This is a genomic window from Arthrobacter sp. Soil_C_60 (assembly GCF_057656375.1).
This window is the reverse complement of the sequence record NZ_JBDGKM010000004.1, coordinates 246,818-261,274: the sequence shown is the minus strand read 5'-3', so window position 1 is coordinate 261,274 and position 14,457 is coordinate 246,818. Positions and strand designations below refer to the sequence as shown.

The window sequence follows — 14,457 nt, the reverse complement described above, 5'->3', positions numbered from 1 at the left end:
AGTGACGTTGCGGGTGCTGGGAGTGGACCCGGGTCTGACCAGGTGCGGTTTCGGCGTGGTGGACATTGAGCCCAACCGGCGGGCGACCCTGGTCGGCGTCACGGTGGTAGGCACCCGGGCCGATGTAGCCCTGGAGCAGAGGCTCCTCGCCATTTCCAATTCGATCGATGAGTGGCTCGACAGGTACACGCCCGACGTGCTGGCCGTCGAGCGGGTATTCAGCCAGCTCAATGTCAGTACCGTGATGGGCACGGCCCAGGCCTCCGGCGTCGTTATTGCCGCAGCCGCCCGTCGCGGCATCACCGTTGCCCTGCACACTCCCACGGAGGTGAAAGCCGCGGTAACCGGAAACGGCCAGGCGGACAAGACCGCCGTGACGAAAATGGTCACGAGGATTTTGCGCCTGGACAGGCCGCCGTCGCCAGCCGATGCGGCCGATGCCCTGGCCCTGGCCATTACCCATGCGTGGCGTGGAAGTGCGGCGCCGGTGGCGGGGTCGAGGGGCCAGTCCGGCTCGGGGCAGACTGCCGCGCAGCGATTGTGGGCAGAAGCTGAGGCGAAGGCGCGGCGCAAGATCCGTTGATCACCACCAGGCGTGGCGGTGCTGCGTTCAGCGGCTCGGCGTCGTAGGCTGTTCGTACGTATGTTCGGAAGAACGGATGCCGGCAAGTGGCTCCGACTTCCGCCGGAAGCTGTTTTGGAGCGGGTACATGATTAGTTCGTTGCGCGGAATCGTCAGCCATGTTGGCCTGAATTCCGCCGTCGTTGATGTCAATGGTTTCGGGATGCTGGTCCAGGCCACCCCGCAGACGTTGGCAACCCTGCACCTCGGCCGCGAGGCTGAGCTTTCCACCACCATGATCGTGCGCGAAGATTCCATGACGCTGTACGGCTTCGAGGATCCCTCCCAGCGGGAAGTTTTCGAGACGCTCATTTCCGTCAGCGGTGTAGGTCCCCGGCTGGGACTGGCTGCTCTTTCGGTCCACACTCCTGAGATCCTGCGAATCGCCGCAGCCGAAGGGGATACCAAGACGTTCAGCAAGGTTCCCGGCATCGGCCCGAAGCTTGCCAGCCGGATGGTGCTTGAACTTGCCGGCAAACTCGTGCCCCTTGGCGAGGCTTCCGCTGCCGTCGCGAATGCCTGGGAGGACCAGGTCCTTGAAGCACTCAAAGGTCTCGGCTGGACCGAAAAGGACGCCGGTGCGGCATTGGACAACACCGCCGCAGAGCATCCGGAAGCGGCGGCAGCGGGCGATGTGGCCAACATGCTCCGGCTGACGTTGCGCAGCTTGGGCCAGGACGGTGTGCGTAGCGGCAGCGCGCGGCGGACTGCCGCGGGGGCCAGGTAATGGCTTCCGACGCGGACCGCGAATCCCTGGTGTCGGCGGCAGGGGAAGCGGAGGAGCGGGCCATCGAATCCGCGCTGCGCCCGAAGAACCTCTCCGATTTTGTGGGCCAGGCCCGGGTCCGCCAACAGCTCTCCCTGGTGCTCGAAGCCTCCCGGATCCGGGAACGGACGGCGGACCACGTTCTGCTCTCCGGCCCGCCCGGCCTGGGAAAAACCACGTTGGCCATGATTATTGCTGCCGAAATGAATGCGCCGCTGCGGATCAGCTCGGGACCAGCAATCCAGCATGCCGGCGACCTCGCTGCCATTCTGTCCTCGCTGACAGAGGGTGAGATTTTGTTTCTGGACGAAATCCACCGCATGTCCCGTCCCGCCGAAGAAATGCTCTATATGGCCATGGAGGATTTCCGGGTGGACATCATCGTCGGCAAGGGAGCTGGGGCGACGGCCATTCCGCTGGATCTGCCGCCGTTCACCTTGGTCGGCGCTACCACGAGGGCGGGCCTGCTGCCCGGGCCGCTGCGCGACCGGTTCGGATTTACCGGGCATCTGGAGTTCTATTCGACCCAGGAGCTCGAACTGGTGCTTCGCCGCTCTGCAATGCTGCTGGATCTGAAGATCAATTCGGCCGGTTTCGCGGAAATTGCCGGTCGCTCCCGCGGGACGCCGCGTATTGCCAACCGGTTGTTGCGCCGCGTCCGGGACTGGGCACTGGTCCACGGGGTGGAGGAAATCGATGCCCGGACGGCGGCCGCCGCGCTGGACATGTATGAAGTGGACGCCCGCGGACTGGATCGTCTGGACCGCTCGGTGCTCAGCGCGTTGATCACCAAGTTCGGGGGCGGCCCTGTTGGGCTGTCCACGCTGGCGATCGCCGTGGGGGAGGAGACCGAGACCGTTGAAACGGTGGCGGAACCGTATCTGGTCCGTGAAGGACTGCTGGGCCGGACCCCGAGAGGACGCGTAGCCACGGCTGCTGCCTGGGCTCATCTAGGGATCGAGATGCCGGAATCGGCGGTCCGGACGGGTGCAGACCTGTTTACGGTACTTGCCGAAGACGAACCGGATTTCTCCGACAACTGATGATGCGCGCCGGTTTGCCACGACGCGTAGAATAGTGGAGATGCCGGGCACATCCTGGGGCTGTTCAGGCCGCAGCGATGCCGGCGCAGACCGCTGGGCCCGGCCACGTCGGGCTCAACCCAGAACAAGGAACGGAACAACTCTGTGTTCGAAAACGTCTTGACCGCCAGCAACGCGCAGCCGCAGGGCGGTGGCATCGACTTCATGACCATCGCGTTGTTCGTGATTTTCGGGCTGCTCATCTTCATGATGTTCCGCAAGCAGAAGAAGGCCCAGGCCCAGATGAGGGAAAAGGCTGAAGCTCTGCAGGAAAAAATGCATCCGGGCGCCCAGGTCATGACCGCGTTCGGGCTGTACGGCACCGTTGTCTCCGTGGACCGTGACGAGAACAAGGTTGTCATCGAGCTGTCGCCTGGCAATACGGCGACCGTCCATACGCAGGCTGTCAACGAAGTAGTCGACACCGAAAGTCCTGCTGTGCCGGACGATGCCTCGGCGTTGACGGGCGAGAGCAGCGGGAGCACTGCTCCGTCGGAGCCGGCAGAGGACCCGTTGAACCGCCTCAACGAAGAAAACAACAAAGACAACAAGTAGGCCGATAACGGCTTTGTCGACGCGGCACTGGGTGGGGCAGGGCCCCGCCTGGCTGTCACGCAGGTGCACTAGCACCGCCGGCCAAAGCTGATGAGAGAAAGATCATCAATGGCACGATCCGGTCACACCACCGCAGCTAAACGGACCCTGGTCTGGCTGGGTGTCCTATTTGCCGTCCTCACCGCCGCTCTCGCCGGCGGAGTCATGTCCAGCCAGGCCACCTGGGCGCCGAAGCTGGCGCTGGACCTTGAGGGTGGAACGCAGATGATTCTGGCTCCGCAGGTCCAAGGCGGCGGTGATCAAATTTCCGCCGAACAGCTGACGCAAGCTGTGGAAATCATCCGTCAGCGTGTCGACGGCTCCGGCGTCGCCGAGGCTGAAATCAGCACCCAGTCCGGCCGCAACGTTGTAGTCAGCCTGCCCGGCGTTCCCGATGCAAAGACCCGCGAGCTCATTCAGGCCTCCGCCGCGATGGAGTTCCGGCCCGTCTTGGCCGGAAGCCAGGGAGCAGCAGTTCCGGAAGAAAGCCGCACACCGGAAGAAGAACTGCCGGAGCCAACGGCTGAACCGACGAACGCCAGCGACCTGAACTGGATTACGCCGGAGCTCTATCAGAAGTTCGAAGCCCTGGACTGCACGGATCCGGCGGCCGTTGCCGCTGCTACCGAAGAGCGTGCACCGGCGGACCAGCCCATGGTGGCATGCGAGCCTGACACCGGGATGAAATACATTCTGGGCCCGGTAGAGGTTCCCGGTACCAATATTGCTACTGCCAGCTTCGGGCAGGTCCGCGGTACTCAGGGCCAGTCGCTGAACCAGTGGGCCGTCAACATCGAATTCAATGAAGAGGGCACCCAGACCTTCAAGGAGGTCACCGAACGCCTCTTCGGAATGTCCGGCGTGCAGAACCAGTTCGCCATTGTCCTCGACGGCACCGTCATTTCGGCTCCGACAACCAATGCCGTGATTCCCGATGGCAAGCCGCAGATTACGGGTAACTTCACGGAAGAGTCCGCCCGCGCGCTGTCCGAGCAACTCAAGTACGGTGCCCTGCCGATCAGTTTCGAGATCCAGAGCGAAATGCAGATTTCCGCAACCCTGGGTGACGAACAGCTCCGCATGGGCATCATCGCGGGCCTGATTGGTTTGGTCCTCGTGGCCGTCTACTCGCTGTTCCAGTACCGCATGCTCGGGTTTGTCACCATCGCCTCACTGGTGGTGGCAGGGTTCTTGACTTATCTGGCGATTGCATTGCTTGGGTGGACCGAAAACTACCGGCTTTCCCTCGCCGGTGTTGCGGGTCTGATTGTCGCCATCGGCCAGACGGCAGACTCGTTCATCGTCTACTTCGAACGTATCCGTGACGAGCTTCGCGACGGACGCGGCCTGGTGTCCGCCGTCGACAATGGCTGGAAGCGGGCACAACGAACCGTGCTGGCTTCGAAGGCGGTCAACCTGCTTGCCGCCGTCGTGCTCTACTTCGTCGCTGTCGGAAACGTCCGTGGTTTCGCATTCACCTTGGGCCTGACAGCACTAGCCGACCTCGCCGTCGTCTACCTCTTCACGCACCCGGTCATGCAACTGCTGGCGCGGACCAAGTTCTTCGGTGAAGGCCACCGGTTCTCCGGACTGGATCCGAAGCTGCTGGGAGCCGTTCCGCTGTACCGCGGCGCCGGCAGGATCCGCCAGCCGGGCGAGGCCCAGCCAAAGGTCCGGACCAAGAACGCCAAGGCCGCAGCTGAAGCCAGCAGACGCCAGACCATTGCCGAACGGAGGGCCGCAGCAGAGAAGGAACGCTCGGCTTCTGTCCCGGGACGTGGCTCGGATAAGGAGAGCAACTAATGCCCAGCTTGGCAAAATTCGGTAATGACCTCTATTCCGGCAAGCGCTCCTACCCCTTTGTGCAGAAGTACAAGCTGTGGTTCCTGATCGCGGCGGTAGCCATCCTGATTTCAATCATCGTGCCGGTCGTCAAGGGCGGGTTCAACCTGGGCATCGACTTCCGCGGCGGTTCGGAGTTCACGGTTTCGCAAACGGAGAACACCGACATCTCCCGGGGTGAAGAGGCAGTCACCTCGGTGGAGCCGGGTCTGGTCCCGCAAGTGACCAATATTGCGCCCAACACGATGCGGATCCAGACGGAGCAGCTCTCCGATGACCAGACGCTGGCCGTCCGTGACGCGTTGATCGAGGCGTACGAGGTGGAAGCGGACCAGGTGACGTCAACCTTCGTGGGACCGACCTGGGGACAGGACGTGACCCGTCAGGCCATCTGGGGACTGGTGGTATTTGTCGCCCTGGCAGCGGTGATGATGGCCATCTACTTCCGCACTTGGAAGATGTCCGTGGCCGCCCTGTCCGGTATGACAGTTGTCCTGATCGTGACCGCGGGCCTCTATTCCTTGAGCGACTTCGAAGTGACGCCGTCGGCCATCATCGGCTTCCTGACGGTCCTGAGTTACTCGTTGTATGACACGGTGGTGGTCTTCGACAAGGTCCGGGAGAATACCGAGAACATCGACAAATCCACCAAACGGACGTTCTCGGAGGAGGTCAACCTTGCCGTCAACCAGACGTTGGTCAGGTCGATAAATACCTCGGTAGTGGGCGTCCTGCCGGTCGCGTCGATCCTCTTTATCGGGGCGATGCTGCTCGGCGCTGGCACCCTCCGGGACCTGTCTCTGTCCCTCTTTATCGGCATCATCATCGGCACCGTGACAACGGTCTTCATTGCGGCCCCGATGTATGCGTGGCTGCGCGCGAAGGAACCTGCCTTGGTGAAGCATGCCAAGCGGGTTGAAGCCCGCCGGCGTCATGAGTCGTCGGAAAGCGACGAGGTTACCGTATAGCAGGCCCTTGAAAGGCCGGTTGCCACTCATCGGTGGCAACCGGCCTTTCTGCTCTCCATGGGTGTGAATGGCATGTCTCGTGGGGCATAGACTAGAACGATCGGATGATGTATCTGTTGTCAGGTACAACGCGGGCTGGAGTATTCCTGCCTCGTTGCCGGCAAGGAAAGCGGGGCAGGATTTGGCTGAGAACGGCAGGCCTACGGACCAGGGTCCCAATTCGGCGGTAAAGCCGGGGCCAGGTCCTGTTGTTGTGCCCTCACCACAACAGGCCGTTCCGGACCAGGCGCCTGTCCGCAATTCGTTCCCGGGACGGCGCGAACGCACCATGTCCCGCCTGGCACGGCTGACCGGACGCGGCTCCGCGGGCTACTCGCCGATCCTTGAACCACTGCTGCGCACAGTGCGGGCGAACAACCCGCGCGAGGACTTCGACCTGATCCACCGCGCGTTCGTAGTTGCCGAGCGCAGCCACCGTGGCCAAAAGCGTAAGAGCGGCGACCCCTACATCACCCATCCGGTAGCCGTGGCCACCATTCTGGCCGAGCTGGGCATGACCGGGACGACCTTGGCCGCCGCACTGCTGCATGACACGGTCGAGGATACCGACTACACCCTTGACCAGCTGCGTGCCGAGTTCGGAGCCGAGGTCGCCATGCTGGTCGACGGCGTGACCAAGCTGGACAAAGTCCAGTTCGGCGACGCCGCGCAGTCGGAGACAGTGCGGAAAATGGTTGTGGCGATGGCCAAGGACATCCGCGTCCTGGTCATCAAGCTTGCGGACCGTCTGCACAACGCCCGGACCTGGCGTTTCGTGTCGCCGGAATCCTCTGCCAAGAAGGCCCGGGAGACTCTGGAAATTTTCGCCCCGCTGGCGCACCGGCTGGGCATGAACACCATCAAATGGGAGCTCGAGGACCTGTCCTTCGCGGCGCTGCACCCCAAGGTGTACGAGGAGATCGTGCGCATGGTGGGGGAGCGCACGCCGGAGCGCGAGAAGTACCTGACCATGCTCCGTACCAAGATCGGCGACGATCTGCGCGCGGTGAAGATCAAGGCGACGATCACCGGGCGCCCCAAGCACTACTACTCCATCTACCAGAAAATGATCGTTCGAGGTAAGGACTTCGACGACATCCATGACCTGATGGGGATCCGTGTCCTGGTGGACAGCGTGCGCGATTGTTACGCCACGCTCGGCGCGCTGCATGCGCGGTGGAACCCCCTGCCCGGGCGGTTCAAAGACTACATTGCCATGCCGAAGTTCAACATGTACCAGTCGCTGCACACTACAGTGATCGGTCCGGGCGGCAAGCCGGTGGAGATCCAGATCCGGACGTACGAGATGCACCGCCGGGCCGAATACGGCGTGGCCGCGCACTGGAAGTACAAGGACGCGGCGAAAAACTCCGGCACGGCGGCCGACGGCGGCGACATGGGCTGGCTTCGCAGCCTGGTCGACTGGCAACAGGAAACCTCCGACCCGGCAGAGTTCCTTGATTCGCTGCGCTTCGAAATCAACGCCCGCGAGGTGTTTGTCTTCACACCCAAGGGCGAGGTCATGGCGTTGCCTGCGGGATCAACACCGGTGGACTTCGCGTACGCCGTCCATACCGAGGTGGGCCACCGCACCATCGGTGCACGCGTCAACGGGAAACTTGTCCCGCTCAACAGCGAGCTCAACCATGGCGACTGGGTTGAAATCTTCACCTCGAAGGCCGAGGGGGCGGGGCCGAGCCAGGACTGGCAGGGCTTCGTCAAGAGTCCTCGGGCACGCAACAAGATCAGGCAGTGGTTCACCAAGGAACGCCGCGAAGAGGCGATCGAAAAGGGCAAGGACCAGCTCACCAAGGCCATGCGGAAGCAGAACCTGCCGCTGCAGAAAATGATGACGCACGACGCCCTGATGGCTGTGGCGCAGGAATTGCACCATCAGGACATCGCCGCGCTCTATGCTGCCGTCGGGGACGGTCATTCCTCGGCCCAGAACGTCATCGAACACCTGGTGGCGTTGCTCGGCGGCACTGAGGCGGCCGAGGAGATGGAAGCACCGATCTCCACCGCCCCCAAACGCCCGAAGACCTCGGACTCCGGCGTGACCGTGGTCGGAGTGGGTGATGTCTGGGTGAAGCTGGCTCGGTGCTGCACGCCGGTGCCGCCGGATCCGATTATCGGGTTTGTGACGCGGGGATCCGGTGTGTCCGTCCACCGCTCCGACTGCCGGAATGTGTCTGACCTGAGGGACCAGCCCGGGCGGATCGTGGATGTTGAGTGGGCGCCGACCAAGTCCAGCGTGTTCCTCGTTGAGATCCAGGTCGAGGCGCTGGACCGCAAGAGCCTGCTCTCCGATGTGACGCGCGTGCTGGCCGAGAACCACGTAAACATCCTCTCCGCCACCGTGCACACCTCAAGCGACCGTCTGGCGATCTCGCGGTTCTCCTTCGAGATGGGGGACCCGAAGTATCTGAGCCATGTGCTCAGCGCGGTCCGCCGCATCGACGGAGTGTTCGACGTGTACCGCACAACGGACGCCCGCCGCCGGATCTAAGTGGTTCCTCCGGCTTGCTGTTTCCGCAGGTCGAGTGCGGCTGCCAAGCGCCGGAGGGCCACGTTCTTGCCCGGCATCCGCTCCCGGATCTGCAGGGCCTGCCGGATGTAGCCCAAGGGGCACTTCAGCCCGGGGTCGGAGGATAAGGCGAGCAGGATCCGGACCGCGTCTTCGTCACGGGCGTAGACGGCGATATCCAGCGCCGTCCTCAGGGGAGAAGTGATCTGGACGCCCGAGATATTCAACGTGTCCAGCGGCCCCAGCGCGACTTCGTGCAGATGGATACTTCGGTGCCTCCCCTGTGAGGTGGCCCGGTAGCGGTGGTCGAGCAGGACGGTGATCTTGTTGCCCGGCGGCGAGCAGCCGTAGACCCAAGCTGCCGTGAGTCTCCCGAGCACCACTTTGTGCCGGATGGGCTGCGGCAAGGCCGCATGTGCAGCTAACGCACGGTGTACGGAGGTGACGGGTTCGCCGGCGGCGACGTAGGCAGGACCGTAAATATTGACCACCAGGCCATCGATTGCCATGGCCTGCAGTTCGGCAAGGCTGAACGGTCGCCCGGCATAGAGCAGGCCGCCTCCCTGGGAGCTGGTGCCGGGAACGGTCGTCGAAGGCTGCTGCCGGTGCTCTCCCATGGTCATGATGCCAGCTTGTCAAAGCCCGCTGACCAACGAGAGAGGGCGGAACCCCTTTGTGGAAAAGCGGCTCCGCCCTCAGACGGTGTGTAGATCGGGTGGCTCAGGCCGCCCGGTCAGTTATTCGGCTGGATCGTTCAGGAGAAGTCCTGTGCCGACTTCTGCAAGGTATTCAGCCACTGCCGACGAGCCTCGAGAGCCTCGCGGGCGTCGGCAATCTTCCGCTCATCGCCCTGCCGTTCAGCCTTGGACAGATCCTCTTCGAGACCCGCAATGGCCGTCTCCAACTGGCTCAAAGCACTGTTGGTACGGGCCTTGGTTTCCGGGTTGCTGCGCCGCCACTGGTCGTCTTCGGCTGCCTTGACAGCGTCTTCGACCTTGCGCAGGCCCCCGTCGATCCGCTGCATGTCCCCGCGCGGCACCTTGCCGGCTTCTTCCCAACGGTCCCTGATGGATTGGAGGGCCTTCTTGGCGGCGCCGAGATCGGTGATCGGGAGCAGCGCCTGCGCCTCGGCTACGAGCGCTTCCTTGACCACCAGATTGGCGGCATACTCCTGATCGATGACTTGGTTAGCGGCCTGGCGTGCGGCAAAGAATTTGTCCTGGGCGGCACGGAAACGGGCCCAGAGCGCGTCGTCATCCTTCCGGCTGGCACGCTTGGAAGCTTTCCATTCGTCCATCAGATGGCGGTACTCGCCGGCGGTCGGTCCCCAGTCTGTGGAGTTCGAGAGCTCCTCGGCTCGCGCGATCAACGCTTCTTTAGCCGCCTTGGCGGCAGCATTGTCGCTGTCCAGCTGGCTGAAGTAGGCGCGGCGATGGCGGTCAAAGACCGTGCGTGCGGACCTGAAGCGTTTCCACAACGCATCTTCGGTGCCGCGGCCCAGCCGGATGCCGTTCTTCTGCGCGCTCTTCCAAGTTTCGAACAGCTCGTTCATCCGTGCGCTGCTGGTCTTCCACTGCACCGTGGCAGGGTCCTTGCCGGCGATGGATTCCGCTTCGGCGACGATGGCCTCACGTGCAGCCAGTTCGGCGGAGCGCTGCGCTTCCTGCGCATCCTTTTCGCTGCGCTGCAGCGCAGCGATCGCGGTGTCGAGGCTATCCAGCCGTGCCTCCAGAGCCGGGATGTCCCCGATCATGTGGCGCTCCGCAACTTGTGCCCTCAGATGCTCAAGGGTTTTGTGCATGTCGGTGGACGGCGCCTTCGCCTCCACCCGCTGCTCCAGGAGCGCTGCCTGTGCGGCGGCGTCGTCATACTTGCGCACAAAGTAGGCCAGCGCTTCGTCCGCCGGGGCATCCGGATACTGCCCGACGGGGTGTTCTTCGCCGTCGAGAATCAGGAAAACGTGCCCGTCCTCGGCAACCCGGCCCCATTTGGCGGCTTCGGAAAGCGGCGTACTGTGCACCGGCGGAGCAGCGACAACGGTCTGTACCGCAGAGGCCGCAGCATGCTTCGGTGCCATTGCTGCCGGTGTCGGGCGAGGCCGTGCGGACGGTTTCATGCTGGCCGGCGTCGGCGGCTTTGGCGTTTCGGAGGCCGTGCCGTCAACTGTTTCGTCGGATTTCTGACTGTCTGTCACCGCTAAAACTCTTTCACTCGTTGTTCGGTGCACCCACCGCAGGTGCGCGCACCAGGTACTTCACTAGATCAATCTAGAGTAAACGCATCAATCGTTACTGGTATTTTAGGTTGTCCGTCCTGGCTGCCGGTTTCTTTGACGCCGCCGTCGGCAATCTCCTGGATCACGTCGAGGCCTGTGGTTACCTTACCCATAATCGTGTAGCCACCGGTATCTTGCGGAATCGTGCTGTCTTTGTAGGCAATGAAGAACTGGCTGCCGTTGCTGAAAGTGCTCTGGCCGCGCGCGACGGCAATTGTGCCGGCAGGATACAGGCCGGATTCCGGCGAATTTTCGACCGGACCCCACTGGAACTCCGGGTCGCCGCCGCCTTGGCCGTCCACGGAGCCGCACTGGAGCACGCCCATGGAAGCGGCGGTAGTGAGGCGGTGGCACGTCTTACCCGCGAAAAAGCCCTCGTCGGCCAAGGACTTGAACACCGAAACGGCCTGCGGCGCAGCCTCGCCGTCGAGCTCAACACCGATGTCGCCGGCACTGGTGGACAGCGTGCCGGTGAGTACTTGGCCGCGCGCCAGATCCGCGGAAGGGATATGGGCCGCATTCGTTTGTGCGCCGGCGGGATCAGGGGAGGCAGAGTCGCCGGGTATCGGCTCTTCGATACCCTCGCGTACCTGGTCAACCTCGCGCGCCGTGGGGTTGGTGCCGAATACCGTCAGCTGGAGCAGCACACCCAGGATGACCAGGACAGCGATAGTCACGCCGCCGATAATGTTGTCGCGCTTGCGCCGCTTCATTTGATCTGCACGCAGGGCGCGTTTGGCCTCCATCTGCGCAATGCGACGCTTTGTTTCGCGGTCCTGGCTCTTGGCGGCCACCGGGCCCTACCTTTCCCCTCTGGTCCCACCTCGGCGGATGGGATGGTCAATTCTTTGGGCCGGGACTGCTGCCTGCCCTTAAAATGGTCCGGCAGCCAGTTTAGGCATTCGCGGGCCAAAGGGCCCGTTATCCTGAGTAGTCAGCCCGCATGAGTCTTTCGACCCACAATTTAGGAGATATCCCCGCATGGCACGTAAGGCCTCCCTGTCAGGTTTCCCGGAATGGCTTCCGCAGGAGAGGCTCGTGGAGCAGCATGTGCTGGACAGCCTGCGGCGGACCTTTGAACTGCACGGGTTCTCCTCCATTGAAACCCGCGCCGTGGAGACGGTGGAGCAGCTGCTGCGCAAGGGCGAGATCGACAAAGAGGTCTACGGCCTGCACCGGCTCCAGGCGGACGAAGAGGGCGCCAAGGCGGAGGACAAACTGGCGCTCCACTTCGACCTGACCGTGCCGTTTGCCCGGTACGTCGTCGAGAACGCCGGACACCTCGCCTTCCCGTTCCGCCGCTACCAGATCCAGAAAGTCTGGCGCGGGGAACGCCCGCAGGAGGGCCGCGCGCGCGAATTTACGCAGGCCGATATCGACGTGGTGGGTGACGGTGAGCTGCCGTTCCGTTACGACGTGGAGCTGGCTCTGGTCATCGTGGAAGCCCTGGGCGCTCTGCCCATTCCGGAATTCAAGCTTCGCGTGAACAACCGCAAGCTGGCGGAGGGCTTCTACCGTGGAATCGGGCTGGACGATACCGCCGGGGTCCTGCGCAGCATCGACAAGCTTGAGAAGGTCGGGCCCCAGAAGGTTGCCGAGCTGCTGCAGCAAGAGCTCGGTGCCACCGCGGAGCAGGCCGAGGCCGCGTTGAAGCTGGCCTCCATCCGCAGCGAAGACACCTCCTTTGCACAGGAGGTGCGTGCCCTCGGCGTGAGCAACGACCTGCTGGACGAGGGCCTGGCCGAGCTCGAACAGGTCATCGGTGAAGCTTCGCACCGCGCACCGGGACGCGTCCTGGCGGACCTGAGCATCGCCCGCGGGCTCGATTACTACACCGGAACCGTCTATGAAACGGTCCTGGTCGGACACGAACAGCTCGGCTCGATCTGCTCCGGCGGCCGGTACGACGCCCTCGCCGCCAAGGGAAACCGCAAGTTCCCCGGTGTGGGCCTGTCCATCGGCGTGACCCGGCTGGTGATGCGGATCCTCAGCCAGGAGTTCGCCTCGGCCTCCCGGCACGTGCCCACCGCCGTGCTGGTCACGCTGGCCGACGACGGCAGCTGGTCGCAGGCGCAGGATATTGCGGCGCAGTTGCGCGGGCGCGGCATCAGCGTGGAAGTTGCGGCCAAGGCAGAGAAGTTCGGCAAGCAGATCAAGTACGCGGACCGCCGGGGAATCCCCTTTGTCTGGTTCAGCACCGACGAAGACGGCAACCTCAACCACGAGGTCAAGGACATCCGTTCCGGCGAACAGGTTGCGGCCGATCCCAAGACCTGGACCCCGCCGGCAGAGGACTTGATCCCGCAGATCACTTCCGCCCAGTAGCGGCCGCGGCCCGGGCGACTAGGCGTGGGGCCTGCGCCGGCGGCCGGGTTTGAGCACTGCCCGGCCCAGCAGCCCTACCGCCAGCACCGCCGTCATGGTCAGCACCGAGGACAGCGGCAGGGTGAACGCCAGGACCAGGCAGCCGGCCAGGCCCAGCCAGTTCAAGGCCTTGGGCGCCTGCCACGGCCGCTCCGTGAGGGTCAGTGCGGCCGCGTTCGTGACCGCGTAATAGATCAGCACGCCGAAGCTGGAAAAGCCCACCACGGCCAGGACATCCTGGGTGAGCAGCAGGAAAATAACGACGGCGGCGACGGCCAGGTCGGCCAGGTAGGGAACCTTGAAGCGTTCCCAGACCGAGGCAAAGGCACGCGGCAGATCCCCCTCCCGGGCCATGGCGAACATGGTGCGGCTGACGCCGGCAATCAGCGCGAGCAGTGCGCCCAGACAGGCCAGCGTTGCCGCAATCGTTACGGCGGTGGTGCCAACGCCGCCGCCGACAGCTTCGCCGACCGCCAGCAACGGGGCGGGTGTGGCGGCCAGCAGGCCCGCACCCATGAAGTCCAGCAACGCCAGGCCCAGCACGGCGTAGAGAGCCAGCGTGACGATCAGGGCCGCCAGGATGGCGCGCGGGATTAGCTTCTTCGGGTCGCGGATTTCCTCGCCCATGGTCGCAATCCGGGCGTAGCCGGCGAAGGCAAAGAAAAACAGTCCGGCGGCCTGCAGGATCCCGTACGGCGAGGCACCGTCAACCGGCATATTCTGGCCGATGGGCTCCGCGTCGAAGGCGACCACGATCACGAAAACCAGAATGGCCACCACAATGGACACGATCCAGCGCGTGGCCCAGGCCGTGCGGGTGATCCCCATCAGGTTCACGCCGGTGAGCAGTACGACGGCGGCTACCGCGGCCGCCGTCGCAAATTCCGGGGCGGCGTAGAGGCCGAAGGCCAGCGCCATGGCGGCACAGGAAGCCACCTTCCCGGTGATGAAGCCCCAGCCCGCCAGGAAGCCCGGCCATTCGCCGAGCTGGCGGCGGCCGTAGATGTAGGTGCCTCCGCTGGTGGGATGGACCGCGGCCAGCTGGGCCGAGGCCATCGCATTGCAGTAAGCAACAACACCGGCGATTGCCAGCGCCAGCGGCAGCCAGTTGCCGGCTATCGCGGCGGCGGGGGAGAAGACCACGAAGACGCCGGCGCCCACCATGGAACCGATGCCCACCGTGGTGGCGTCAACACCGCCCAGCCTGCGTTCGAGGGCTGATTCGCTGCTCAAAGTTTGCCTCCGTCTGTTCCTGGTTCCGCCAGGCATCGGCGCTCCGGGTCGATCCTGCGGCTGCCGGTCCGGTGTCGGGACCCAAGCCCGATCAACGGTAAACTCGTTCAAGACCCATTTAAGAACACTCTAGTCACATCACAGC

At 63.8% G+C, this 14,457-nt stretch carries 12 protein-coding genes; 8 read left to right on the top strand and 4 right to left on the bottom strand.

The features are described from left to right. Window position 1 precedes the first annotated feature (1 nt). The 7 genes from ruvC (at window position 2) to AC3A4M_RS10870 (ending at window position 8,422) form a co-directional block, all read left to right on the top strand. Window positions 2-583, top strand: coding sequence for a crossover junction endodeoxyribonuclease RuvC (ruvC, locus tag AC3A4M_RS10900; RefSeq protein WP_498735760.1), 582 nt, complete (start codon window positions 2-4; stop codon window positions 581-583). A 127-nt stretch (window positions 584-710) separates the two neighbouring features. Beyond that, the gene (gene ruvA, locus AC3A4M_RS10895) at window positions 711-1,349 is read left to right on the top strand and encodes a Holliday junction branch migration protein RuvA (protein WP_498735759.1); all 639 of its coding nucleotides are present in this window, start codon (window positions 711-713) and stop codon (window positions 1,347-1,349) included. Next, a complete protein-coding gene (gene ruvB, locus AC3A4M_RS10890) occupies window positions 1,349-2,431 on the top strand; it encodes a Holliday junction branch migration DNA helicase RuvB (RefSeq protein WP_498735758.1) in 1,083 nt (360 codons plus the stop codon). The genes ruvA and ruvB overlap by 1 nt, the downstream gene beginning before the upstream one ends. Before the next feature lie 144 nt (window positions 2,432-2,575). Next, on the top strand, window positions 2,576-3,025 hold the full coding sequence (yajC, locus tag AC3A4M_RS10885) for a preprotein translocase subunit YajC (protein WP_498731437.1): 450 nt from the start codon (window positions 2,576-2,578) through the stop codon (window positions 3,023-3,025). Window positions 3,026-3,133: 108 nt separating this feature from the next. Then, entirely contained in the window at window positions 3,134-4,867 is a 1,734-nt protein-coding gene (secD, locus tag AC3A4M_RS10880; protein WP_498735757.1) for a protein translocase subunit SecD, read from the top strand. After that, the gene (gene secF / locus AC3A4M_RS10875) at window positions 4,867-5,874 is read left to right on the top strand and encodes a protein translocase subunit SecF (protein WP_498735756.1); all 1,008 of its coding nucleotides are present in this window, start codon (window positions 4,867-4,869) and stop codon (window positions 5,872-5,874) included. The genes secD and secF overlap by 1 nt, the downstream gene beginning before the upstream one ends. 328 nt (window positions 5,875-6,202) lie before the next feature. Next, window positions 6,203-8,422, top strand: a complete 2,220-nt coding sequence (locus AC3A4M_RS10870) for a RelA/SpoT family protein (RefSeq protein ID WP_498735966.1) — start codon at window positions 6,203-6,205, stop codon at window positions 8,420-8,422. Here the strand turns inward: AC3A4M_RS10870 and AC3A4M_RS10865 are convergent. The 3 genes from AC3A4M_RS10865 to AC3A4M_RS10855 all read right to left on the bottom strand — a co-directional run bounded on the left by AC3A4M_RS10865 (window position 8,419) and on the right by AC3A4M_RS10855 (window position 11,509). Next, window positions 8,419-9,063 (bottom strand): hypothetical protein, encoded by a 645-nt coding sequence (locus AC3A4M_RS10865; protein ID WP_498735755.1) that lies wholly within the window; start codon window positions 9,061-9,063, stop codon window positions 8,419-8,421. The two genes, AC3A4M_RS10870 and AC3A4M_RS10865, sit on opposite strands and share 4 nt — an antisense overlap. Before the next feature lie 131 nt (window positions 9,064-9,194). After that, window positions 9,195-10,634, bottom strand: a complete 1,440-nt coding sequence (locus AC3A4M_RS10860; RefSeq protein ID WP_498735754.1) for a DUF349 domain-containing protein — start codon at window positions 10,632-10,634, stop codon at window positions 9,195-9,197. Between the two features lie 68 nt (window positions 10,635-10,702). Then, window positions 10,703-11,509 carry a peptidylprolyl isomerase gene (locus tag AC3A4M_RS10855; protein ID WP_498735753.1) on the bottom strand — a complete coding sequence of 269 codons (807 nt, stop codon included), beginning with the start codon at window positions 11,507-11,509 and terminating at the stop codon, window positions 10,703-10,705. 187 nt (window positions 11,510-11,696) lie between these two features. Here AC3A4M_RS10855 and hisS point away from each other — a divergent pair, with 187 nt between their 5' ends. Continuing rightward, complete coding sequence (hisS, locus tag AC3A4M_RS10850; RefSeq protein ID WP_498735752.1) at window positions 11,697-13,040, top strand: histidine--tRNA ligase; 1,344 nt, start codon at window positions 11,697-11,699, stop codon at window positions 13,038-13,040. A gap of 18 nt (window positions 13,041-13,058) precedes the next feature. Here the strand turns inward: hisS and AC3A4M_RS10845 are convergent, their stop codons facing one another. Next, complete coding sequence (locus AC3A4M_RS10845) at window positions 13,059-14,312, bottom strand: APC family permease (RefSeq protein ID WP_498735751.1); 1,254 nt, start codon at window positions 14,310-14,312, stop codon at window positions 13,059-13,061. Window positions 14,313-14,457: the final 145 nt, after the last annotated feature.

Excerpts from the sequence above, each read along its gene's own strand:
- AC3A4M_RS10870 (WP_498735966.1), top strand. The coding sequence starts at position 6,203 with ATGTCCCGCCTGGCACGGCTGACCGGACGCGGCTCCGCGGGCTACTCG.
- ruvB (WP_498735758.1), top strand. The coding sequence starts at position 1,349 with ATGGCTTCCGACGCGGACCGCGAATCCCTGGTGTCGGCGGCAGGGGAA.
- hisS (WP_498735752.1), top strand. The coding sequence starts at position 11,697 with ATGGCACGTAAGGCCTCCCTGTCAGGTTTCCCGGAATGGCTTCCGCAG.
- ruvA (WP_498735759.1), top strand. The coding sequence starts at position 711 with ATGATTAGTTCGTTGCGCGGAATCGTCAGCCATGTTGGCCTGAATTCC.
- secF (WP_498735756.1), top strand. The coding sequence starts at position 4,867 with ATGCCCAGCTTGGCAAAATTCGGTAATGACCTCTATTCCGGCAAGCGC.
- AC3A4M_RS10865 (WP_498735755.1), bottom strand. The coding sequence starts at position 9,063 with ATGACCATGGGAGAGCACCGGCAGCAGCCTTCGACGACCGTTCCCGGC.
- secD (WP_498735757.1), top strand. The coding sequence starts at position 3,134 with ATGGCACGATCCGGTCACACCACCGCAGCTAAACGGACCCTGGTCTGG.